A 22732-nucleotide genomic window follows, 5' to 3' on the forward strand; every position below is an offset into this window, starting at 1 on the left:
GTGCCATGCCAGCCAAGGTGGACACACGCAAAAGCCTTCTGGACACCGCTCGGCGGATCGTCCTGGCCAAGGGTTACGCCGCGGTCGGCATCAACGAGGTGCTCGCCGACGCCGGCGTTCCGAAGGGGTCGTTCTACCACTGGTTCGATTCCAAGGACGCCTTCGGCGAAGCGATGATGAAGAGCTACTTCGACGATTACTTCGCCACCATGGACCGCATCGTCGCCGACAAGGCGAAGAACTCGGGCGAGCACCTCATGCAGTACTGGCAGTACTTCCACGACACGCAAGCCGCGGACGACTGCCAGGGCGGCTGCCTGGTCGTCAAACTGGGCGCCGAGATCGCCGACCTGTCGGAGGCGATGCGCGTCACGACGAAGACCGGGACCGCGGCGATCGTCGACCGGATCGAGCAGATGATCACCGACGGTGTGGCGGACGGGTCCGTGTCCATTCAGGACACCCCGCGCGCGACGGCCGAGACCCTGTACGACCTGTGGCTCGGGGCCAGCATGATCGCGAAGATCCACGGCAACCCCGGCCAGCTCGACCGCGCCATGGCGGTCACGCGCCAGGTCCTTCACGTCTGACGAACCACCACTGACCGCGGGTGTACCGGGCCCGAGTCAGTGCTGACCACTACTAGTAGACCGGTCTAAGAGAGGAATCCGATGTCCACCGAGCTCACCCGGTCCGACGCGACCGAACTCGCGGAGCTGATCCGCACCAAGAAGGTGTCCTCCGTCGAGGTGGTGCAGGCGCACCTCGACCGCATCGAGGCCACCAACCCGAAGGTCAACGCCATCGTCACGGTCGCCGAAGGTGCACTGGAAGCCGCGAAAGCAGCGGACGAGGAGCTCGCCTCGGGTGTCGAGGTGGGACCGCTGCACGGCGTGCCCTTCACCGTCAAGGACTCGTTCGACACCGCCGGAGTGCTGACCCAGCGCGGTTCGCCGATCTTCGCGGGCCGCGTCCCGGACACGGACGCCACCGCGGTGGCGCGGTTGAAGAACACCGGCGGGATCCTCCTGGCGAAGACCAACCTTCCGGAGTTCTCCTACGCCGTCGATTCCGACAACCTGCTGACGGGCGACACGAACAACCCCTGGGACCTCGGCCGTACCGCCGGCGGTTCGAGCGGCGGCGAGTCCGGGGCGATCGCCGCCGGCATGTCGCCGCTCGGTCTCGGCAGCGACCTGGCCATCTCGGTGCGCGGGCCGGCCGCCCTCACCGGCATCGCGGCCCTCAAGCCGACGCACGGGCGCATTCCGATGACGGGGGCCTGGCCGCGCGAGCCGCGCCGCGACTGGCACGCCGGTCCCATGGCCCGCACCATCCGCGACCTCGCGCTGGCGTACTCGTTCCTGGCCGGCCCCGACGGCGCCGACGGCTTCTCCTCCACCGTCCCCGCCGGCCTCGACGCTGGCCTGGGCAGCTCGCCGCAGCGGACCGTCCGCGTCGGCTGGCTGGTCGACTCCGGGCTCGGCCCCGTCCACCCCGAGGTCGCGGCGACGGTGCAGGCGGCCGCGGAAGCCTTGCGGGGCGCGGGAGTTCACGTCGACGCCGTGAGTATCCCCGCTCTCGAGCGGGACACCCCGCTCGAACTGTTCAACCTTCAGCACGTGATGGAGGTGAAGCCCGCCTACGCCGAGGCCACCGCGGGCCACGCGGACCAGATGTACACGGCCACCAAGTTCATGCGCGACGCCCCCGAAACGTCCATTCAGGACTACGTGCACGCCGAACAGGGCGTCGAGCGGCTCCGCGACGGTTTCGCGGCGTACTTCCAGCAGTACGACGCGCTGCTGCTCCCGGTGACGACCGTTCCCGCGCACAAGCACGGGACCACGGAACTCACCCTGGACGGGAAGACGCTCAGCATCTTCCACGTGATGTCCACGACCGCCCCGTTCAACCTGACCGGGCTCCCCGCCCTGTCCATGCGCTTCGGGACGACCACCGAGGGCCTGCCGATCGGTGTGCAGCTGGCGGCCTCCTGGCACGCGGAGTCGACGATCCTGCACATCGCCTCGCTGCTGGAGACGCTGAGCCCGGTCCGAGGACTGCACCCCGTCCTCTGACGCCCCACACACGCCGGGCGCTTCGAGGGAGCGGACTACCGACCCCTCGAGGCGCCCGGCCACGTCTCAGCTCCAGTCTTCGATGTGGTTCGTTCGATGCGCTGTTGTGCCGATCAGGCGGCTGAGACGCGATTCTGGTGCACCCGCAGGTTGATGGTCGCGAGCTTCAGCAAGGGGGTGTCAACCCCAAGCTTCTCGCCGCGCAGCACGAGGTCGGCGAAAACGTGTTCAACCTCGGTGGGCAGGCCGCGGGAGAGATCCCGGTAGAAGGAGGGCGCGAAGGCCGAGTCAGGCGCCGTGAGCAGCTCCCTGGTGGTCGCGAACTCCCGGCCGGTCATCGGATGGCCGGCCGCGGCGGACACGGCCGCCGCTTCGGACAGGACCGCCGTCGCGAAGTCCGCACCACCGGGAACGGCGGCGATTTCGCCGATGTTGCCGTGCATCAGAGTGGTCACCGCACCGGCCGAGGCGATGAAGACCCATTTGTGCCACATCTCCGTGACGATCCGGCCGGATGTCGCGAAAGGGAAGCCGGCGGAGCCGAAGTCGTCCGCGAGCGCGGCCAGCCGCGGCGTCTGCTCGCCGGTTTGCTCACCGATGACCATGTCCGCGAGCGCTGCCAGCTGGCGGATGTCGCCGTTCTCGTCGACGAAGGTGACGACCTTGACCACCCCGCCCAGCACCGAACCGGTTCCGAACCGGTCGTTGAGGACATCGAGGTGGGACATGCCATTCAGGAAGGGGATGATCCCCACTCCCGGTCCTACTGCCGGTGCGAAATCCTCGATCGCAGCCGGTAGCGCGTCGGCCTTGACCGACAGCAAGATCGCGTCGTACGCCTCGGAGAGCTCCCCCGCGACAAGCAGCTCGGGGTGCAGCACCTCCGTGCCCTCCGCGCTCACGATGCGCAGGCCGCGCTCACGCAGCACCTCACGACGCCGGGGCCGAACCAGGAAAGCCACCTCGTTGCCCGCCTGCAAGAGCCGCGCACCAAAGAAGGCGCCCGTTGCTCCTGCGCCGACAACCAATACTCGAGCCATGCCGAAACCTCCGAGAAGTCAACGCGCGGCATCACAGCGCAGCACCGCGGCAGCGTAACACTGCTGGCTTTCAATAAACAAGCCAGAAGTCGCCAGCGCGATCGCTGGTCAGAGGTGCGCTTCGCGGGCCCAGACGTCCAGTGCGCGTCCGTCTCCCCGCACGTCCAGCCCTGTGGCCTTGCGACGGTTCCAGAGCAGCAGAAGCAGCTCCCCCGACTGGGCGGTCACCTCTGTGTCCACTGTGGCAGGTCCGCGGCCGAACTCCGGCGCGTGTCGACGCCGTCCGCTCGGCCGGCGCGGTCCTGAGGGCCTCGAGCACGTCGTGGTGAGCCGCGCTCAGCGCCTTCCCGGGGTCGGCGAGAGGATCGGATTCCGGCTCCGGCAGGGCGGGTGGCCTGTTTCGCGCACCCCGGACGATCAGCTCGACCCAGCGGTACACGCTCGTGGTGTGCGTGACGAGGTCGTCGCGTGTCCAATCAGGACAGCACGGGATGCGGTCGCCGGCGTCGGCCCGGTGGGCCGCGGCCACCAAGACTGGACCCCGTTGTGCCAGAACGTCGAGGTAGTACCCGACGTTCGACTGCGGACGATGGACGGCAGTCCGGGCACCAGGACTGGGCTGAAGAGGCATCGATGTGCCCCGATTTCCGCCTGAGGCTTCCTATGTATGTCAACCGACATAGTATCGGAGGCGTGATTCGGCGACTTCGCCCGAACCTCCTGAGGAGCAAGAGATGCGCACACGTACTCGCCTGACCCGGATCGCCGCCGTCACGACCGCGCTGGCCGCAGCCGCCGTGGTCGCCGCGGTGCCGTCGTCGGCGGAGCCACAGCAGGCCGACCACCACGCCCCGGCGAAGCCGAAGCCGACAATCGTGTTGGTGCACGGCGCGTTCGCCGACACGTCCAGCTGGAACGGTGAGATCACGCGGCTCGAGCAGCGCGGCTACAACGTGATCGCCGCCGCCACCCCACTGCGCGGCGTCGCGTCCGACGGCGCCTACAGCAAGGCCCTGGTCGACAGTGTCGACGGACCGGTCGTGCTGGCCGCACACTCCTACGGCGGCTCCGTGATCACCGACGCCGCGCTGAACGACCCCAAGGTGCAGGCGCTCGTCTACATCGCCGCATTCCTCCCCGACCGAGGGGAGAACGCGCTCGATATCACGAAGAAGTTCCCGGGCAGTACGCTCAGCGCGTCGCTGCGACAGGTCACTCTCCCCGACGGCGAGACCGACCTCTATGTGAAGCAGGACCTCTTCCCGGAACTCTTCGCTGCCGACATCCCGCTGCCCCAGGCCCGTCAGATGGCCGCCGGCCAGCGCCCGGTCACCGCGGCCGCCGTGAACGAGGTATCGGGCGCGCCCGCGTGGAAGAACATCCCGACCTGGGACCTGATCCCGACCGCTGACAACAGCATCCCGTTGGCCGCGCAGGAATGGATGGCCGAGCGCGCCCACGCGCACACCGTCGTCGTGCCGGGCGCCGCGCACGACGTGTACGTTTCGCATCCTGACAAGGTCACGGACATCATCGTGGACGCCGCGGACGCGACCACCGAGTGACCCGCAGGCCAAGCAGTCCCAGCTACCTCGGCCGGCTTGTGCACCGGGAAAACAATTCTCTGACAAGTCGCTGACATCCGCGCCCTACGGTCGCGACCATGAAGTACTCCAGGTGGTTTGCCGTCCTCGCTGCGGTTCCGCTTCTCGGGGCGGGAGCGGTCCCGGCGTCGGCGGCACCACCGCAGATCTCCGCACGAGCTTATCTTTCGGGACAGAATCCGCAGGGCATGGCCGCCCTGGCCAAGGCGGTGTCCGATCCGGCCGGCCCCGCGTACCGGCATTTCCTGTCGGCCCAGCAGTTCTGGCATGATTTCGGCCCGACCCCCGCTCAGACCACCGAAGTGCAGGACGAGTTGCGAGCGGCGGGTGCCACCGTGACCGGGGCGACCTCTCACTACGTCGCGTTCACCGCATCGCCCGCCCAGGTCGAAGCGTGGGCGAAAGCCGCGCCGGACCACGTGATCGCCGTGGTGCCCGTAGCGGGGAACGGCTCGCCCGCCCAGCAGGCGAATGACGCCGAAACGGACGCGCCGGCCACCGCCTGTTCCCACTACTACGGCGAGGTCGTCGTGAAGTCCCTGCCGGAGGCGTACGGACGAACCGAGTTCCCCGCAACCTCGTGCGGTTACCTGCCTTCACAGCTTCGCAAAGCATACGGTGTCACGCACTCCGGTCTGACCGGCAAGGGTGTCAAGATCGGTGTCGTGGGCATCGGCACGGACCCGCAGTTCGAGAATTCCCTCAACGCCGACGCGACCGCGTTCGGCGACAAAGCCTTTGCGCCCGGCCAGTTCGCCCAGCGCTACCCCACCGGCCAGTCCTCCGTCTGCGACGAGCCGACCTGGGGAATCGAGCGCGAGATGGACGCCACCATCGCGCACGGCATGGCTCCCGACGCCGACGTGGTCTATTCGGCCGCGAACTGCGCTGCCGACAAAACCGATCCCCAAGCCACCATGATCTCTCTGCTCGACGGTCTCGACCGGCTGGTCGACGATCGGGCCGTCGACGTGGTGTCGACGTCCTGGACCACCCTCGACTCGAACGTCTCGCCGGCGATGATCGCGGCGTGGGACCAGACGTTCCAGCAGTCCGCGATCGAGGGCATCGGCCTCTACTACAGCTCGGGAGACAAGGGCGACAACTCTGCCGGAGGAACCCGCGCCCCGCAGACCGAGTACCCCGCGTCGGATCCGTGGGTGACCGCCGTGGGCGGGACGACACTGGAAGTCGACAAGAACAGCGACTACTTGTTCGAAACCGGCTGGGGCACCACCGAAACCGACTCTTCGGGCGACGGGAAGACGTGGAGCACCTCACCTCCCGGCTCGTTCAACACCGGCACAGGAGGGGGCCGCAGCGCCCTGTTCCACCAGCCGCCGTATCAAAACGGGGTAGTTCCGGCGGCACTGTCCAAGGGGGACCGAGTCGTCCCGGACGTGGCCGTGGACGCCGACTTCTACGCCGGCCTCGCGGTACCCGATCCGTTGCCCGGCGGCCTCACCAACGGCGGAACAAGTCTTGCCAGTCCCTTGTTCGCCGCGATCCAAGCGGACGCGCAACAGGCGGCCGGCACCCCGATCGGATTCGCCAACCCGCTCCTCTACGCCCACCACGGCTCAGCGTTGTTCCATGACGTCACCGACCACCCGTTCGGCGGCACAACGGTCGCCCGCGTCGTCTCCGAGACCGACGAGCACGGCAACGCACTCCCCGGCACGGCAACCTTGATCACCGACGGCCACGACGGCGCCCTCACCGCGACGCCTGGCTACGACGACGTCACCGGGTTGGGCTCGCCTGCGCTCGGCTATCTCGCCGCCTTCTCGACCAGATGACCTCTTCGCAATGGACTGCGGAATACGAAAGTGATCTCGTATCCGAGCGCTCCAGCCGCGAACCGGTAGCTCGCCGCGGGAAGCCGTTCGGAGGTAGCGGTACGCCAGCACCACTGAGCCAGAGCCGAGCCGGCCAGGGTGACGCGAAGCTGGGTCAGAACGCCGGACAGGCCCGTTCGGTTGCCTTCGCGGGCGGTGTTTTCGATCGCAGAGACTCCCCTGGTGGAGCTGCACTTCTCGGTCGTACTCTCTGCTGATGGATCTGGGGATGACCGGCGCGGGCGAACCCCCGCGCCAAGAAGACGACGAACCTCTCTTAGCCCGCACCGGGCGGCTGCAGAAGCCGGACCCGGTGACCTCGGACCGAGCCGTCCGGGTGCGCATCCGCCAAGCCGTCGGGGCCGTGGTGAACGTCGGCGAAGTGACGGCGTACGCCGACCCGGCCGATCCGTCGCATGTGCGCACCGCGGACGAGCCCAACGGCGACGACTCCTGGACCTGGGGCTCGAACACCGTGGTCGTCCCCGAGGCGAGCGCGCTCCCCTGGGCCGGCGCGTACACGGTGGTCCAGCATCGTCATTGCGGACCGTCGGCTCCAAAACGCATCCGCGCGCTGGCGAGGAGAACCTGCTGCCTCCGCGGGCGAGGCCGGCGCCGGGGTGGTGTGGTTCTGCGCTGGTGGCCGGTATGCCGCCGTGGGACACTTGACATTGATCGTTCCCATGGTGCCGCGCAGGCTCTGAACCTCGGCAGGTGGGACACCACGCCCGATTTGTCCGGAGGTGTCGGGTAATGGACTCCAATCGATCGCCGGAAGGGCAAACCGGCGTGCTGCTCATCGGCACCCGCGGGCCGGCGGGACCGGGTGAGGTCCTGCTCCGGATCCGCGGAGGCACCGAGACCTACCGGGCCTATTCCGAGGTACCGCTCGCGAAGGGCACGACCGTCCTCGTCGTCGAGTCCCTCCCCCATCGTGCCGTCGAGGTCATCGCCTGGACGGATCCCTTCACCAGCAACTAGGAGAACGACGATGTTCGGTTATCGCGTGCCCGCGCCCGACGAGGCGATGCTCATTTCCGGCGGGAAGAGCAATGGCACAGGGGGAGCGCCGTTCCGGGTGGTCACCGGCCACGGCGCGTTCGTCATGCCGTTCTTCCGGAAAGTGCGGTTCCTGACGCTGAGCATGTCCGAAGCCGAGGTATCGGAAACCTGTGTGACGAAGCAGGCCATCGCGCTCAACGTCCGTGCGGTCATCGCGTTCAAGGTGGGCAATGACACCGAGAGCATCGTCAACGCCGGCCAGCGATTCCTGTCCGACCAGGAGCAGATGTCGATCCTGACCGGCCGGATCTTCGCCGGCCACCTGCGTTCGATCGTCGGCTCGATGACCGTCGAGGAAATCGTGACCGAGCGGCAGAAGCTCGCGACCGAAGTCCTCGACGGGTCGGCCGCGGAGATGGCGAAGATCGGCTTGACGATCGACTCGTTGCAGATCCAGTCGATCGACGACATGAAACTCGGCTACATCGCCGCGATGGCCGCACCGCACAACGCCGCCATCCAGCGCGAGGCCCAGATCGCGCAGGCCCGGGCCGACCAGGCCGCGGCCGAGGCAGCACAGGAATCGCAGCGGCGGCAGGCGGAGTACGCGCGGCAGACCTCGGTCGTGCAGGCGCAGTACAAGGCCGAAATCGACCGGGCCCAAGCCGAGGCAGCGCAGGCCGGGCCGCTGGCGCAGGCCACCGCCCAGCAGGAGGTGATCGACGCCAGGACCTTGCTGGCGCAACGGGAAGCGTTGTTGCGCCAGCAACAGCTGGTGGCAGAGGTCGTCAAGCCCGCCGAGGCGCAGGCCGAGCAGGTGCGGATCATGGCGCGGGCGGACGCCGAGGCGACAGAGGTCACGGCCGCGGCTGCAGCGTCCCACAACCGGGTCGCGCTCGATCGATTGCTCATCGAGCAACTGCCGCAGATCGTGAAAGAAGCAGCCGCGGGCCTCAGCGGCGCGAACGTCACCGTCCTCAATGGAGCCGACGGAATCGGTCAGGTCGCGGCCGGGCTCGTCGGTCAGGGGCTGGCGATCCTCGAATCCGTGAAGAAGAGTGTCTCCGACTCCGGCACGCAGCGGCCGGCGGTGTCGGAGAACGGACCTGCGGAGCGGGAGAACAACCACACCGTGACGAGCTGACGACACCAGCGCCGGTGACCCGGCGGCGGCCTGGCCGGATCATGACTCCGGCCAGGCTGGTCAGGACGTCGGCAACCCTGGCGCACTGAGCCGACGTCGAACACGCGGATCACGTCGGCACCTCGGCTGGGCAAGCGCGCCCGCGTCACGTCAGCGCGGTGTCAGGGCAGTGTCAGGCCGGCGAGCGAACCGGGATGGGACGTCGACGGCAGTCCGACCACCGCGGAGTGGCACGGTGACCTCGCACGCGGAGACTGGCGGATCGGCCTGACCCCGGTCCGCGCCGAGGTCGTCGCCGCGATGCTGTGGACCGGCGATCGCCTGGTCCACCATGCGCGCGGCACCGAAGCAGCGATGTGCGCGATTGCGCGACACTGGATCAGCATCGTGGCCGAAAACGGAAATCTCGCGTCGAAGTGACCTCGTACGCCGCGGCAAAACGAGAAGCCGAATCTTCCACGGCGTTAGATTCGTGAGTTTCTTGCCAATTGGCACGCAGAACTTCGTGCGAAGGAGGCGTCAGGACCGGCAGGTTCCTTCTTCGTGAGATCCAGTTGTTTGTGGTGGCCCCGGGATCAGCGACTCGGCCGCGCAGTCGTGGCTGCTCGCAGCGGTTGGAAGGCGGCCCGCAGCTCGGCCGCGAACAGCTCGGGTTCTTCCCACGCGGCGAAGTGGCCGCCGCGCTCCGCCTCGTGGAAGTAGTCGAGTGTGGAATACGCCTGCTCGGCCCAGCTGCGCGGTGTCCGCCAGATCTCGCCGGGGAACGTGGTGAACCCGACCGGGACGCCGACGTCGGGTGGCGGCGTCTGGTTCTGCGCGGCGGGTGCATCGGGCCCGTACGCCTCCCAGTACGACCGGGCGGCCGAGGCTCCGGTGCCGGTCAGCCAGTACGCCGTGATGTTGTCCAGGACGTGGTCGGGGGTCAGGTTGCCGGAGGGCTGCCCGTCGACGAAGCCCCGGGCGATCTTGTCGTAGGCGTCGGTGTCGTGGTCGAGCATCCAGGCCGCGAGGGCCGCGGGCGAGTCCAGGAGCGCGTAGCCGATCGTCTGCGGCCGGGTGGACTGCTCGACGAAGTAGCCGTTGCCGCTGGTCTGGAAGGTCTTGATCGCTGCCTGCGCCGCGCGTTCCTGCTCGGTTCCCGAAGGCAGGGCGGCGGGGTCGTTCAGCGCGGGCACGAGCAGGTTGGTGTGGATGCCCACCAGTCCTTCGGGTGCCTGGCGGCCCATCGCGTCGGTGACGCCGGCGCCGACGTCGCCACCCTGCGCCACGAAGCGGGTGTAGCCGAGGCGGTGCATCAACTCCGCCCAGGCGCGCGCGGTGCGACCGAGGTCCCAGCCGACCTCGGCCGGCTCGGCGGAGAAGCCGTAGCCGGGCAGCGACGGCAACACCACGTGAAACGCGTCCTGGGCCAGGCCGCCGTAGCTGGTCGGGTCGGTGAGCGGACCGATCGAGTCGAGCAGCTCCATGACCGAGCCGGGCCAGCCGTGCGTCATGATCAACGGCAGCGCGTCGTCGTGCCGCGACAGCACGTGCACAAAGTGGATCTCCACACCGTCGATCTCGGTGAGGAACTGCGGCAGCGCGTTCAGCCGCGTCTCGACCCGGCCGACGTCGTACCCGCTCGCCCAGTAACTGCAGACCGCCTGCAACACGGCCAGCTGGACACCCTGCGAGCGGTCCTCGACGAGCTCCGCGCTCGGCCATCGGGTCGCGGCGAGGCGACGCCGCAGATCATCGAGGGCCTCGCGCGGTACGGCCACCGAGAACGGGCGGATGGCATCGGTTCGCCGCTCGACAGTCGTTGCCACAATGGACCTCCCGAAGCGCAGGATGATGACGACCCAGGAGACTGGCACGCGCTCGCATGCCACGGGTCACCTCCCGGAGGTGATGCCGTCCGCGATGGGGCCCAGAAGCATTCCTGCCTCAGGGCAGCTCCCAGCGAGGCGACGATGAGCACGAGCAAGAACCGCGGCGGCGGCGCAGGTGAATCAACGACCGAGCATGCGTCGTGGCTGGGCGGCAGCGACCACCCCGAGGTCGTCGACCGGGTCGCCATCCTCAACGCGGTCCGGCCAGGGTCCGCAGTTCCGGGATATGCCGTCGTGGTGGCGTAGCCGAGGCGCCTCGAGATGCTCGACTGCCGCCCGAGCAGCGGCCGGTCCGCGGGGACCGGCCGCCCGCCTTCGCCGCGGGGCGTCGGCACCCGGCTCACGCGCGGGGAATGATCCCGAGCTGCTGGAGAACCTTCACGCCGTCGTCGAGCCCGAGTTCCTCGACGATGAGACCGTTCTGGACTTTGAGGACGGTCGTGCCGGTGAAGCGAAGCGTCTTGCCGGACGCCGCCGACGCGGACCCGATGGGAAGGTCGTCGAAGACGACCGGTCCGGTGTGCGTGCCGCCGCCTTCCCACTGGCCGACGACGTAGTCGCCCTCGGCGATGAGGTCCGCGGTGCCCCAGAAGTTGAGGTCCGGAAACGCGGTGCGGAACTTGGTTGCGAATTCACGCACCTCGTCGCGCCCTCGCATGGGTTTGTGCAGCGAGTACTCGAACCGGACGTCCGGAGCGGCGAGTTCGTCGATGACGCCGGGGTTGAAGGGGTTTCCCCAGAATTCCGTGAACCATCGGCCGACGATGTCTTTGTTTTCCTGCAGTGCCATTGTTTTCCTTTCTGTGGACGGGTGACCGCCAACAGTTTCCGAAGCCTGGCGATATAAGGAAGACGTCGGCCGGGCCTCAAAGGTGAGATCGGGCGCCGAAATTCATGCGCGGAGGCCGATTTTTTCGTAGAACGCCCGGATTCCGCTGTCGGACGACCGGTCATCGCTCGAAGGTCCGAGCAGCGGCGAGTGGGACTTGCCCGGAACCAAGCGCAGCGGCGTCACGCGGGCCAGATTCCCGAGCTGCCCCGCCGGTGCGAGCCGAGCAGATGGGTGTCGACGATGCCGATCGCCTCCATGAGCGCGTACATCGTGGTCGGTCCGACGAACGCGAACCCGCGCCGACGCAGCTCTTTCGACAAGGCGACCGATTCAACGGACTTCGTGGGGATCTCCTCGAACCGTACGGGGCGGGGAGTGTCCGCCGGCCGGAACGACCACACCAGGTCGGCGAGGCCCGTTTCCTCGCGCAGCGCGAGGGTGGCACGGGCATTGGCGATGGTCGCCTCGACCTTCCGCCGGTTGCGCACGATCCCGGCGTCGGCCATCAACCGTTCGACGTCGGTCTCGGTGTAACCGACGACCGTATCCGGGACGAAGCCGTCGAACGCCGCGCGGAAGGCTGGGCGTTTGCGGAGGATCGTCGCCCAGGACAGACCCGCCTGGAAACCTTCGAGGCTGATGCGCTCGTAGACGCCGTGCTCGTCGGTGACGGGCATGCCCCACTCGGTGTCGTAGTAGTCGCGAAGCAGCGGGTCCGCGACCGCCCACGCGGGCCGGACGAGTCCGTCGTCCCCGACGACGACGCCGCGGTCAATGTCGGCGGGGCTCGTCTCCTGCGTCATGCGTTCACCTTTCGGAACCGGTCGTGCGCCACGCGCCACAAAGCGCCGTCCGCGGTCGCGCCGGCCAGGCCGTCCAGATGGGCGAGGCCGACGAGCGCGAGGGTGCGCGGATCGCCGATTCCGGCAGTCGCCAACGTGCGGTCCGGGCTCCAGCGGGTCGACCACAAGAGGCGCCGAGTCATCTGTGCCCAGCCGGTCGCCGGTCCGGTCATGATCCACAGATCGGGGTCCGCAGCGGCGAATCGTGAGGCAGGGCGCAGCCAGGACGCCGCGGTCTCGGGCCAGGTGACCGTGCCGAGAGTCCGGCCGCCGGCGCGGTCCCAGGCGGATTCGACCGAGCGTGCGGTCGCGAGGGCGCGGGCAGTGCGGCCGGAGCCGATCGCGATGTCCCGGGCGCCGCGGCCGCGGGCGAGCCGGACGATGGCCTCGATCTCGACGTCGGTGGCCATCAGGTCCGCGTCGTGAGTGGCGGGCCTCGTCAGCAAGGGGCTGGTCAGGACTTCCATGTTTCGCCGTTCTCCCGGGCGGTCTTCCGTTTCCGGTGGCGGTCCTCGCAGCACGTCCCGCAGGGGGCGGAAACCGGCCGCGGTGGCCTCGTCGGCGAAGAAGACACGATGCGTGACGTAGCCGTCGCGGGCGATCGCGCAGCGCACGGGCAGTCGAGCCGCCCGTGGATCTTCGCTTTGCGGTGGCCGCCCCACGCCGCCTTGACCGGCGACTGGCACGGGAGGCCGTCTGGTCCGAGCAGGTAGGTCTTCGCCTCGTCGATCATGCTGCGTCGTGGAAGACGAGCGCGAGGGTGTGCCGTTCGCCCGATCTGATGGCGGACACGCCGTGCCGGACCGGTGCGGCCGACCAGCCGCGAGCGGATTCGACCGGCCGGTCGCGGGTGGTGAACAGATAGCCGTGACCGTGCGGCAGCAGGGTGGCCGTGCCCCGCGACTGGGCACGAGGACGCTGTTCCAGCAGCAGGAATTCCCCACCGGTGTGGTCCACGCCCGGCTCGTTGAGGTTGATCACGACCTGCAGCGGGAACACCAGGTCGCCGTACAGGTCGCGGTGGAGGGCGTTCCAGTCCTTCTCGGCGTAGCGGAGCAGGATCGCGGTGGACTTCGCCTGGCCGGCGTCGTGGCACATCCGGAGCCACTCGTCGAGCGTGTCCGGCCAGGGCGCGGGCCGGCCCAGCTTGGTCCACCAGTCGCGGGCGATAGGCAGCAGGCGCGGGTACAACGCCTGCTTGAGCCGCTCGATCGGCTCCGGGTACGGCGCGTGGAAGTACCGGTACTCGCCCCGGCCGAAGCGATGCCGGCCCATGTCGACAGTGCTGCGGAACAGGTCGTCCTGCTCGTACAGCTTTCTGATCTCCTCGGTCTCCTCCGGGGCCAGCAGCCGGGGCAGCAGTGCCCCGCCGTACTCGTTGACCTCGGCGGTGATCGCCGTCCAGTCTCCCGACTCGACCCGGTCACGCCAGCGGTCGCCGGTCTTCCGCCGTGCAGCGCTCATGCCGCCTCCAGCTTCAACAGTGCCGTCTTGGCTTCGAGCCCGCCGATGTACCCGCCGAGCGTGCCGTCGGAACGCAGCACGCGGTGACACGGGACGACGATCGGCAACGGGTTGGTCGCGCAGGCGGTGCCGACCGCGCGGACGGCCTTCGGGTTGCCGACGAGCTCGGCCATGTCCCGGTAACTGCGGGTCTGGCCGTAACCGATTTCGGGCAGATGCGTCTGCACGAGCCGCCGGAATCCGCGCGACAGCGACAGATCGAGGGGCACGTCGAAGGCCCGGCGGACTTTGGCGAAATACTCGTCGATCTCGCGTGCGACCGGGTCCAGCCGTTTCGGAGCGCGCAGGATGCGCGAGCTCACCTTCTGGCCGAGGACTTCCAGCACCCGGTCGTGGTCCTCGCTGGCGAATGCCACGCGGACCACACCCGCCGGCGTCGCGGCGAGCAGCAGCTTGCCCACCGGCGAGTCGACGGTGGAGTACGCGACATCGAGCAGGCCGGCCAGCTCGGCCTCATTCGCCAACCGACGGTGCAGCCGATCGAGAAGATCGGCGTCCACGGGCGTCGACAGCAGCGCGACCATGTCGTCTTCGTTGCGAATGTCGTTCATGACGATGCTCCTCTCGTGATCGCGCCCGGACGGTTCTTTCTGAGGTTCTTCAGCCCGTCGGCAGCGGCTCTGCGCGCCGCGTCGACGGAACCGCCGAGAATCTCCGCGATCTCGGCGTACGCCAGACCCCCGACGTAGCGGTACGCCACGGCTTGACGCTGTTTCACCGGCAGACCACCCACCGCGGCCCAGAGGTCCCGATCCTCCAGATCAGGAATGCCCAGCGTTGTCGGCACCTCCGGGACCTCCCCGACCGGCAGCGGATTCCGCTTCGCCGCACGCAGCAGATCGATGGCCTTGCGGTGCGCGATCGTCACGAGCCACGCCTCGACGTTCGCCGTCTCCGGCAGGTCGGGATAGGCGCGCATGGCGGAAAGGAAGGTCTCCGACCACGCGTCCTCCGCATCGTGCGGACCGAGGACGACCCGGCAGACCCGCACCACGGTTGCGCCGTGCCGCGCGACTATTTGCTCGAAAGGCAGCTGCATGTCCATCCCACTGAAGACGAATTCGACGTAGCCGCTGTGAGATCGCCGGTCACGACGAGCGTCCCACACGGACCCGGGACTGCTCGTGTTCCAGCAACGCCCGCTTCCGCCGCAATCCGCCGGCGTACCCGGTGAGCGAGCCGGTGGAGCCGACCACGCGGTGGCACGGCACGAACACACACAACGGGTTCGCGCCGACGGCCTTCCCGACGTCTCGCGCGAGGTCGCGGCCGCCCAGCTGCTCGGCGATCCGGCCGTAGGTGGTCGTCTCGCCGCAGTGAATGGCCTTCACGATGTCCCACACAGCGTGCTGGAACGCATCGCCCTCGGCAGCGAACGGAAGATCGAATTCCCACCGTTCGCCGGCCAGATACTCCCGCAACTGCCGGGCCGCCTCGCCCAGCAGCGGATCCGCCGAAACAACCGCCTCCGGGCCGAACGCCTCCGGCGAAGGCCGGCCGACATGACGGCTGAAATACAGGCCGGTGACAGCCTCACCCCGGGCCACCAGCGTGACCGGTCCGAGCCCTGTCTCGACGACGACGTGTCGGATGCTCATTCCTGCCTCCTCTCCTCCGCCCCGTAGACGACCGCCGCGTACAAAACGTGAGATGGCCTCTTACCGCGATCGACGCTGAAGCCCGCTCGCGTACGTCCTGGGCGAGCACGACGAGGCTGCACCTTCAGCCGGACCAGCGTGCAGGCGCGCTGCGCCTCCGCCAGCGGACGGCCGGTGTGCTCGCTGCGGGCCAGCAGGCGATGTTGGTACGCAGGCTGGTCAACGGCGTGCACAGCGATTTCCTTCGGCATACACGCCGTCGTCCGGTCGGAACGGCCGATCGACGTCGACGGATTCGCCGTCCTCCGAGTAGCCGACGGAAAAACCGTGACCGCGAAGATTGACCTTCGCGACACTCCACCGTCTGGCGACCGGCCATTATCACCCAAATTACCGCCAATCTTGACTCGCAGGCGGTAGTGTGCGGCAGTGGGCAGCCGCGAAACACCTCATCAACGCTTCTTCAGGGAAGACCAACTGGGTGGTTCTTACACGCCGCTGGGCTCCGGTACGGCGGACGCAGGCACATCACCTGACGGCCCTGCCTTCCGCGCTCGTACCGCTGGCTTCATAACGATCTTGCCGCCTATCGGACGTCGGCCGTGGACTGCGAACTGGTCCGAAGAGCGCAATGGCGAAATTCTGGACATGTTCGAAGCTGACACCTTCGATGAAGCGTCAGCTTGGTCGTTCGAGCAAACGACCGAAGTGTTCATTCGACAGGAAACTGGCGAACTCGTTCGCGCCGAACGACCCAAACCGACCCGATAATAAAAGACAAGCCACGCTGAGCGCTTCTGGACGCACCCCCTGCCTGCCACCCCGAGCAGAACCCACACCGTCGCGGCGACGACGGGCTGGGAAGCACCATCCGCTCTATCCGGCAGAATCCGTGCTCGGACTAGGGCATGTCTGACAAAGCCTTGGTCCAGGTGATCACGGCATGGAGGACTACTGCGGAGCGGTAGACGATGGCCAACTTGTCGAAGCGGGTGGCCAGGCCGCGCCATTGTTTGAGCAGGTTGAAGCCGCGTTCGACGACGTTGCGGCCTTGGTAGTCGACCGGGTCGAACGCTGGTGGGCGGCCGCCTCGTGAACCCCGCCGTGCGCGGTGCCCGACCTGATCGGCAGGTTCGGGGATCACGGCGGTGATGCCGCGGGTGCGCAAGTGCCCGCGGATCGCTCGCGAGGAGTAGGCCTTGTCGCCCCGGACCCGGTCGGGACGGGTGCGCGCCCGGCCACGCCCCATTCGAGCGACGCGCAGATGTCGCATCAGGTGCGGAAACATCGGCGCGTCCCCGGCTTGGCCGGGCCCGACCAGAGCTACCAGCGGCCGCCCGTTGCCGTCGACGAGGTGGTGAACTTTGGTGCTCCAGCCTCCGCGGGAGCGGCCGATCGCGTGATCAGGCGGCTCGGCGAGCAGATCCGTGTAATTCGACCCAGCCCCCCGTGACACGCCTGACGTTGGTGGCGTGCTGATGCGCCCGCGCGATCGTGGAATCCACCGACACCGCCCAGTCGATCTGCCCGGCCGCGTCCGCGGCGGTGAGCAGCCGCTGCAGCACCATGTCCCACGTGCCGTCCCCCGCCATCCGGCGATGCCAGGTCCAGATCGTCTGCCACGAACCAAACACCTCGGGCACGTCCCGCCACGCGATCCCACACCGATATCGGTAGACGATCCCCTCCACCATCGCCCGCGCATCCGAAAACGGACGACCCCGCTTACCGGTCCGCGCCGGCAACAAGTCTTTGATCAACGCCCACTGCTCGTCTGACAGCAACTGAAACCGCGACACGACCGACAGCATCCCAGCTGCCACAGACGATGTTTGTCAGACACGCCCTAGTCCTCACTCCATCGCTGATCGATCCGTTGGAGTGGAGGTGTTCGACGAGGCTGAGCGGGACGTCACCGCGATCCGGCACGAGGCCGGCCCGACGCGTCCACCGGTTCCAGGATGACGACGGGGATCCGGCGAGCGGTGCGCTGTTGGTACCGTTCGTACCCGGGGTACACCGAGACGATCCTCTCCCAGAGCGTCGTCCTCTCGTCTCCCGCGGCGGTGCGCGCGACCATCGGCCGCGTCGTGCCGCGCAGTGTGACCTGGACGTCGGGGTTGGCGCGAAGGTTGTGGTACCAGGCCGGGTGCCGGTCGTCGCCTCCGAATGAGGCCACCAGGACGACGCGGTCGTCGTCGACGATCGGTGCGGCGAGTGTCGTGATCCGCCGCTGCCCTGACTTCCTGCCGATCGTCACCAATCCGACCACCGGCATGCCCATGGCGTGGCCGAACACCCGTCCGCTGGACCTCATGAACACGGCAGCATGCATCTTCGTCGCCGCTTTGTAGAACACATCCTTCAGCCGCGACGACGCGGACGTCGGGTGGGTAGACGCAGTACTCATCGGAACTCCTCGAGGGTGGGCTGATTCCGGGGTGGTGGCTCGGCGCCGGCCCGGCGTGATGAGTGGGTGGCGACGTAGTCGTTGCAACTGATGAGGGGGGTGTGGGCGATCGCGTCGAAGGCGTCGAAGACGGGGACGTCCATGAAGTAGTCCTCCATTCGTGTCTGCTGGAAGGATTCGGCGTCGTTGATGTCGCGGCGGGCGGCGCTGAGGATGGCGATGGTGAGTGCGGTTTGGCTCACGAACGCGTTCTCGATGGCACGCTCGGTGAGCGACGGCAGCGGGACATCGGAGACCTCAAACCCGGGGACGCGTTCGGGGGCGGGGCGGACGCGGGCGGTTCGGCCGTGACCGCCGGTGACGGCGATGGCCCGGTAGTCGTCGCCGAGAGCTTGGGCGAGGTGGTAGCCGGCGGGGAACAGCCCGGCGGGACCTGCATGAGGCACCTTGCGGATGTGCACGTTGTGCAGGGCAAGCACGACTCGGGTCTCCGGCTCGTCGTCGAGGAGCTGCAGGACCTCCTCGGCCATGCATTCGTCGAGGGCGGCCGAGCCCACGGGGAGGCCACGTCCAGCGACGTCGCGGTGGAAGTGGTCCAGACGCCACGCGAAGCCGAGATGCCGCAGCGCCGCGGCGTGCTCCTGCTCGCGATGCGTGCCGCGCTGGCTGGCGGCCATCGTCTCAAGCCGGAACCGCAGGCGGCTCAGCGTGGCGGTCAGGGCGTCCTGGTCGGCCGGTTCCAGGGCCGCGTAGCGGCTCAGCGTCGTGAAGATCTCGCTGTCGTGATACTTTCGCGCGCGCTCGGCTGCCTGCTCCAGTAGCGGCAGCGCATCGGGGTCGGCTGACCGCAGATGGCCCGCGGCCGCCTCGAGCTCGGGCAGCGGCGATCCTCCGCCAGGCACGGTACCGATCCACCGCAGTGGACGGGACGCGGTGCGGTTGTGTGCGCGGATCCAGGCCAGCAGGTCGTGCACCTCGCGGGACTCCAGCAGACCCACCATGCTGGCGCGGGAGGCGATCTCGGCCACGGTTCCGGCTCCGCCGTGCAGCCAGGCGTCGATCGCGTCTGCCCCGACGGTAGGGGCCTCGACCGCGAGCACGGTGAAACCACAGCGTTCCGCCAGGAAGCGCAGCAACCGGTGCCGCACCAGGGAGAACTCCCGGACATGGTGCGCGGCCTCACCGATGGCGACGACGCGGGCGTTGCCGATGAACTCGCGCACAGGTTCGAGGTCGTCCAGGCCGGCGTGGGGATCGAGGGTGTCCAGTGACAGGGCGTGCGAACGCACCCAGTCGGCGAACCCCATGCTGTCGAGCTTCATCTCGACATGTTACAGAGCTGTCAAAGTTACTGCCACCCCGGAATTCTCCATCCTTGCTCTTCGGCGCGTTCCAGTCCGGACTATTCCCTGGCTTGTGGGATCCTTCGCCTGATTCTGTCGTGCGCCACCGACCCCTCAGAAACACGCGGCGGGCTGCTAACATTGACAGTGATGTCCACAAACGCAGTTCATCATTCACCGCGGCAGCATCGCCGGGCAGACGCCGAGCGCAGCATTGCGACGATCCTCGACGCGGCGGTGATCATCCTGCGCGACCGCCCCCGCGCCAGCATGACCGAGATCGCGACCGCCGCCGGCGTCGCCCGCCAGACCGTCTACACGCACTACCCGTCCCGAGCGGCCCTCATCCACGCTGTCGAGCAGCGCGCCCTGACCGATGTCGTCGCAGCCATCGACGCCGCCGACATCGACCACGGTTCCCCCGCGGCGGCGCTCGACCGCCTGCTCACCGTCGCGTGGCAGACCGGGAATCGCCATCACCTGCCCGAGATCCCGTCCACGCAAGCCACTGGCGAGGCCACCCGCAAGCAGCACCAACCGATCCTCGACCGCCTGCAGCAGTTGATCACCCGGGGCCAAGACGAGGGCGCGTTCGACCCCCGGCTACCAGCCACCTGGCTGGTAGCGACCTTCCTCGCCCTCGCCCACGCTGCAGGCGACGAAGTCAGAGCCAACCGGATGAACGCCGACGACGCTCTCCGCGCACTCCGCCGCTCCCTAAGCCGCGTCCTCGGCGTCGACCACCTCGCCGCCGCGCCAGATCCGGACTGATCCCTCCGAGATCTCAACCAAACACGACGATCGAATCTCGACCGGCACGCGGCTACGTACTTCGCGACATCCCGTAGTCCGGTAAAGCACGTCGCCGCGCCAGGCTCGGACTTCGCGCATTTGAAGCACTTCTTCGCCTGCCACCGTCAGGCGAACACTGCGATACAGCGGGCGAACCGAACCAGGATCTGCGCAACAGGATGGACCGACGCCCCTGCGGTCCCCAGCGACGGCTGTGACTCCGCTGGCGCGGAGCGGACGGGCCTTGAGGTGTGCGGTGTCCACTGTGCTGACCCATTCGTGGGTGGTGTTGCGCCAGTTGATCACAGCTCAAGCGTATGTCGTCAGTTCCGGTCATGCGGGCGCATCGCCCTCGGATCCGACATCCCTGAGACTCAGCATCCGGTCGCCGGACAGGAAGAGTGTCGGTTTGTTGTCGTTCAGCCAATCTGCGCGTGGTGCGCCTGTATCGCGGGCCGAGCGCGGGCAGACGTGCGCATCCTCGCTTTCGGCCCGGTACCACGCACCTCCAGGCCCGAAGTCTGCCGAGTAAGAGACTTCCCAGTCCGCCGTCACCAGCGAGAATCGGAACGGGCCGTCCATGCCGTGGTCGTCGACGCGGAAGTCCAGGTCGATCAGCAGGTGCTTGATGCCACCGAACTGTCCGGCGCGGCGGAGAACGCCGTAACGCCCGGGAGAGATCCCCAGAGCGGAGTCTGTCCCGGGCGTCGCGGTGTGCCGGTTACGGTCGGCGTGTGACGGAAATGCCGTTCGGTGTCAGGACGAGGCGCCGGGGTTCGGGCGGATGCCGGCGTTTTCCATCACCGCTTGCGCCGCCGGGGGCCAGGTCCCGTCGGTGAGGTGGACGTTGCCGTCGAGCACGTTGTTGTGCGGGGAGCCGGTCGCGACCTGGGTGGCGCCGGTGTTGTACCAGTTGCCGGTGAAGGTGTTGTCGTTGGTGTTGTTGGTGGAGCTCGCGTTGGTGAACGCCCAGACGCCGGCGTCCTGGATCACGTTGTGCGACAGGCTCACGTAGCGCGAGCCCTCATCGAGGTACAGCCCGACCGTGCTGTGGTTGTCGTAGATGTAGTTGTCGTCGATCATGGCGCCCGGGTCGGCGGAGAGGTTGTAGATGCTCCCGCCGTCGTGGAAGACCTTCTTGGTGCCGTGGACGAGGTTGCCGCGCACCACGGTGTCCTTCAGCGTGGTGGGTGTGGTGTACACCGGCTGATAGTCGTACAGACCGCGGTTGCGATAGTCCTGGCTGCCACCGCGATCGTTGGCGCCCCAGCCCCAGCCGACGTCGATGCCGTCGTAGGCGAGGTCGGACACCTCGTTGTGCTCGATCACGGCGTGGGTGACGTAGGTGCTCAGGATGCCGGCCATGTCCTTGTAGTCCCGCGCGACGTCGGTCACGAGGTTGTCGGTGATGGTGATGTCCTTGTTCGTCATCGCCGGGTTACGCGGGTGATGCGCGTCGGGTTGCACCCCGCCGACGACGATGCCGGAGCCGGAGTCGTCGGTGAAGGTGTTGTGCTGCACGGTGATCCCCGACGCGCCGAGGCCGATACCGGAGGCGTGGGCGTTCGCGTCGTTGCCGATGCCGAGCGCCACCTGGCCGAGGTGGGCGAACGTGTTGCCCACGAACGAGATGTTGCGAGCGGCCGAGACCTGGACGGCGGCAGGCACCTGGTTCCAGCCGTTGCGCGTGGCCTCGAACTGGGGACACCCGAGCTGACAGGACGTGAGGACGTCCGCCGGCTGCGGGTAGGTGCCGGTGATGAACGTGCCGCTCTGCTGGTCGGCGTAACCCACCGCGGTGCCGGGCTGCAGCCAGGTGGTGTGCTCGAAGCTCAGGCCGCGGAAGGTGAGGTCGTGGATGGGCTGGGCCTGCGTACCGCTCAGCCGGACCAACGAGCTGAGGCGCGGCAGTTCCACGTCGCTGTGCGCCGGGGTCTGGCCGGGGGCGGCCTTGTAGTAGAGCTTCCCGGCCTGGGGATCGAGGTACCACTGCCCGGCGGTCTTCAGGAACGAGTACGAGTTCTCCAGCTGCAGCGTGCCTCCCGCGAACGGGTGCGCGAGCGTGTCGTAACCCCAATTGTTGTTGTTCCACGCGGGTTGCTGCATGGTGATCGTGGTGCCGCTGATGTGCTGCACCGGCGCGTACCGGTCGGTGAAGGAGTTCTGGCTCTCCACCTCGATCCGGTTCTGGTCGGGCAAGGTGGCCAGGTAGTCGAGCGCCGGGTTCACGATGGACAGCCCGGTCGTGGTGACCGCGACGTCGCTGCGGGCGATGGTGATCGCGGCCCGCGGCGCGAGTGCGCCGTCGACGGCGAGCTGGCGCGTGTCCACGCCCTTCGGGGTGTCGGCGACGTAGATGTTCGCCGCCGGGTCGTGCAGCTTCCAGCCGGTCACGGCCTGTCCGCCGGACAGCACCGGGGCCTGGCCGGGGCGGGCCTGCCACGTGATGGTGTGGCCGTTTCGGCCGGAGTCCTCGGCGGTGAACGTGAGGGGGGCCGTCAGCCGGTACGTGCCACCGGCGAGCTCGACGGTCACGTTCGCCCGGCCGACGAGGTCGCGAGCCAGTTTCTGGGCCTTCTGCAGCGAGGCGAGGGGGCGGCCGGCGCTGCCCGGGTTGTGGTCGTTGCCGTTCGGCGCGACGACGATCGTGAAACCGGGCGGTCCGGCCGCCTGCGCGCCGGGCGCGACCGCGACGGCCGCGGCCGAGACGGCGAGGGCCGTCAGCACTGCTCTTGCGGTGTGACGCATGTGCACCATCCTTTGTGGAGGGGAACGGAGGAGTTCGCGAGGACGGCCGGCGAGCGAACCGGA

The 22732-nt window shown here is 68.2% G+C and carries 25 protein-coding genes and 1 pseudogene; 10 read left to right on the forward strand and 16 right to left on the reverse strand.

The features are described from left to right. The first annotated feature begins 5 nt into the window (after positions 1-5). Together K1T34_RS02575 and K1T34_RS02580 are read left to right on the forward strand one after the other, a co-directional pair. Complete coding sequence (locus tag K1T34_RS02575; RefSeq protein ID WP_220242698.1) at positions 6-590, forward strand: TetR/AcrR family transcriptional regulator; 585 nt, start codon at positions 6-8, stop codon at positions 588-590. Between the two features lie 81 nt (positions 591-671). Next, entirely contained in the window at positions 672-2081 is a 1410-nt protein-coding gene (locus K1T34_RS02580) for an amidase (RefSeq protein WP_220242699.1), read from the forward strand. 113 nt (positions 2082-2194) lie between these two features. Here the strand turns inward: K1T34_RS02580 and K1T34_RS02585 are convergent, their stop codons facing one another. Together K1T34_RS02585 and K1T34_RS54590 are read right to left on the reverse strand one after the other, a co-directional pair. Continuing rightward, complete coding sequence (locus tag K1T34_RS02585) at positions 2195-3109, reverse strand: 2-dehydropantoate 2-reductase (RefSeq protein WP_220242700.1); 915 nt, start codon at positions 3107-3109, stop codon at positions 2195-2197. Between the two features lie 271 nt (positions 3110-3380). Further along, positions 3381-3752, reverse strand: a pseudogene (locus K1T34_RS54590) (maleylpyruvate isomerase N-terminal domain-containing protein); the annotation flags it as partial. Between the two features lie 103 nt (positions 3753-3855). Between K1T34_RS54590 and K1T34_RS02595 the strand changes: the two are divergent. The 5 genes from K1T34_RS02595 (at position 3856) to K1T34_RS02615 (ending at position 8709) form a co-directional block, all read left to right on the forward strand. Next, on the forward strand, positions 3856-4686 hold the full coding sequence (locus tag K1T34_RS02595; RefSeq protein ID WP_220242702.1) for an alpha/beta fold hydrolase: 831 nt from the start codon (positions 3856-3858) through the stop codon (positions 4684-4686). A gap of 98 nt (positions 4687-4784) precedes the next feature. Further along, positions 4785-6524 carry a protease pro-enzyme activation domain-containing protein gene (locus K1T34_RS02600; protein ID WP_220242703.1) on the forward strand — a complete coding sequence of 580 codons (1740 nt, stop codon included), beginning with the start codon at positions 4785-4787 and terminating at the stop codon, positions 6522-6524. Positions 6525-6780: 256 nt separating this feature from the next. Further along, positions 6781-7317: a hypothetical protein gene (locus K1T34_RS02605; protein WP_220242704.1), complete on the forward strand. Its 537-nt coding sequence runs from the start codon at positions 6781-6783 to the stop codon at positions 7315-7317. Beyond that, complete coding sequence (locus K1T34_RS02610; RefSeq protein WP_220242705.1) at positions 7317-7544, forward strand: hypothetical protein; 228 nt, start codon at positions 7317-7319, stop codon at positions 7542-7544. The genes K1T34_RS02605 and K1T34_RS02610 overlap by 1 nt, the downstream gene beginning before the upstream one ends. Further along, complete coding sequence (locus K1T34_RS02615; RefSeq protein WP_255638260.1) at positions 7498-8709, forward strand: flotillin family protein; 1212 nt, start codon at positions 7498-7500, stop codon at positions 8707-8709. The genes K1T34_RS02610 and K1T34_RS02615 overlap by 47 nt, the downstream gene beginning before the upstream one ends. A 575-nt stretch (positions 8710-9284) precedes the next feature. Here K1T34_RS02615 and K1T34_RS02625 read toward each other — a convergent pair. Beyond that, positions 9285-10517, reverse strand: a complete 1233-nt coding sequence (locus K1T34_RS02625) for an epoxide hydrolase family protein (RefSeq protein ID WP_220242706.1) — start codon at positions 10515-10517, stop codon at positions 9285-9287. Positions 10518-10661: 144 nt separating this feature from the next. On the opposite strand from K1T34_RS02625, the gene K1T34_RS02630 reads away from it, so the two are divergent. After that, positions 10662-10826: a hypothetical protein gene (locus K1T34_RS02630; RefSeq protein WP_220242707.1), complete on the forward strand. Its 165-nt coding sequence runs from the start codon at positions 10662-10664 to the stop codon at positions 10824-10826. A gap of 94 nt (positions 10827-10920) precedes the next feature. Here the strand turns inward: K1T34_RS02630 and K1T34_RS02635 are convergent, their stop codons facing one another. The 7 genes from K1T34_RS02635 to K1T34_RS02665 all read right to left on the reverse strand — a co-directional run bounded on the left by K1T34_RS02635 (position 10921) and on the right by K1T34_RS02665 (position 15376). Continuing rightward, positions 10921-11370, reverse strand: a complete 450-nt coding sequence (locus K1T34_RS02635) for an ester cyclase (protein ID WP_220242708.1) — start codon at positions 11368-11370, stop codon at positions 10921-10923. Positions 11371-11591: 221 nt separating this feature from the next. Beyond that, a complete protein-coding gene (locus K1T34_RS02640; protein ID WP_220242709.1) occupies positions 11592-12215 on the reverse strand; it encodes a DNA-3-methyladenine glycosylase I in 624 nt (207 codons plus the stop codon). Continuing rightward, on the reverse strand, positions 12212-12868 hold the full coding sequence (locus K1T34_RS02645; RefSeq protein WP_255638261.1) for a hypothetical protein: 657 nt from the start codon (positions 12866-12868) through the stop codon (positions 12212-12214). Before K1T34_RS02645 ends, K1T34_RS02640 begins: the two co-directional genes overlap by 4 nt. 115 nt (positions 12869-12983) lie before the next feature. Then, positions 12984-13718 (reverse strand): 2OG-Fe(II) oxygenase, encoded by a 735-nt coding sequence (locus K1T34_RS02650; protein ID WP_220242710.1) that lies wholly within the window; start codon positions 13716-13718, stop codon positions 12984-12986. Continuing rightward, a complete protein-coding gene (locus K1T34_RS02655; RefSeq protein ID WP_370643608.1) occupies positions 13715-14329 on the reverse strand; it encodes a methylated-DNA--[protein]-cysteine S-methyltransferase in 615 nt (204 codons plus the stop codon). Before K1T34_RS02655 ends, K1T34_RS02650 begins: the two co-directional genes overlap by 4 nt. Further along, on the reverse strand, positions 14326-14823 hold the full coding sequence (locus K1T34_RS02660; RefSeq protein WP_255638262.1) for an RNA polymerase sigma factor: 498 nt from the start codon (positions 14821-14823) through the stop codon (positions 14326-14328). The genes K1T34_RS02655 and K1T34_RS02660 overlap by 4 nt, the downstream gene beginning before the upstream one ends. Positions 14824-14866: 43 nt before the next feature. Beyond that, positions 14867-15376 (reverse strand): methylated-DNA--[protein]-cysteine S-methyltransferase, encoded by a 510-nt coding sequence (locus K1T34_RS02665; RefSeq protein WP_220242711.1) that lies wholly within the window; start codon positions 15374-15376, stop codon positions 14867-14869. Between the two features lie 429 nt (positions 15377-15805). On the opposite strand from K1T34_RS02665, the gene K1T34_RS02670 reads away from it, so the two are divergent. Beyond that, the gene (locus K1T34_RS02670) at positions 15806-16147 is read left to right on the forward strand and encodes a hypothetical protein (RefSeq protein WP_220242712.1); all 342 of its coding nucleotides are present in this window, start codon (positions 15806-15808) and stop codon (positions 16145-16147) included. 130 nt (positions 16148-16277) lie between these two features. On the opposite strand, the gene K1T34_RS53040 is transcribed toward K1T34_RS02670, so the two are convergent. The 4 genes from K1T34_RS53040 to K1T34_RS02685 form a co-directional block, all read right to left on the reverse strand. After that, positions 16278-16832 carry an IS5 family transposase gene (locus tag K1T34_RS53040; protein ID WP_255637898.1) on the reverse strand — a complete coding sequence of 185 codons (555 nt, stop codon included), beginning with the start codon at positions 16830-16832 and terminating at the stop codon, positions 16278-16280. Then, entirely contained in the window at positions 16780-17187 is a 408-nt protein-coding gene (locus K1T34_RS53045; protein ID WP_255637899.1) for a transposase, read from the reverse strand. Before K1T34_RS53045 ends, K1T34_RS53040 begins: the two co-directional genes overlap by 53 nt. Before the next feature lie 101 nt (positions 17188-17288). After that, entirely contained in the window at positions 17289-17786 is a 498-nt protein-coding gene (locus tag K1T34_RS02680; protein WP_255638263.1) for a nitroreductase family deazaflavin-dependent oxidoreductase, read from the reverse strand. Then, positions 17783-19108: an erythromycin esterase family protein gene (locus K1T34_RS02685; RefSeq protein ID WP_220242713.1), complete on the reverse strand. Its 1326-nt coding sequence runs from the start codon at positions 19106-19108 to the stop codon at positions 17783-17785. Before K1T34_RS02685 ends, K1T34_RS02680 begins: the two co-directional genes overlap by 4 nt. 171 nt (positions 19109-19279) lie before the next feature. Here K1T34_RS02685 and K1T34_RS02690 point away from each other — a divergent pair, with 171 nt between their 5' ends. After that, complete coding sequence (locus K1T34_RS02690) at positions 19280-19900, forward strand: TetR/AcrR family transcriptional regulator (protein ID WP_220242714.1); 621 nt, start codon at positions 19280-19282, stop codon at positions 19898-19900. 354 nt (positions 19901-20254) lie between these two features. Here the strand turns inward: K1T34_RS02690 and K1T34_RS02695 are convergent, their stop codons facing one another. Together K1T34_RS02695 and K1T34_RS02700 are read right to left on the reverse strand one after the other, a co-directional pair. After that, positions 20255-20503, reverse strand: coding sequence for a hypothetical protein (locus tag K1T34_RS02695; RefSeq protein WP_220242715.1), 249 nt, complete (start codon positions 20501-20503; stop codon positions 20255-20257). A 174-nt stretch (positions 20504-20677) separates the two neighbouring features. Further along, positions 20678-22669 carry a right-handed parallel beta-helix repeat-containing protein gene (locus tag K1T34_RS02700; protein ID WP_220242716.1) on the reverse strand — a complete coding sequence of 664 codons (1992 nt, stop codon included), beginning with the start codon at positions 22667-22669 and terminating at the stop codon, positions 20678-20680. Between the last annotated feature and the right edge of the window lie 63 nt (positions 22670-22732).

Source organism: Amycolatopsis sp. DSM 110486 (genome assembly GCF_019468465.1).
GTDB lineage: Bacteria > Actinomycetota > Actinomycetes > Mycobacteriales > Pseudonocardiaceae > Amycolatopsis.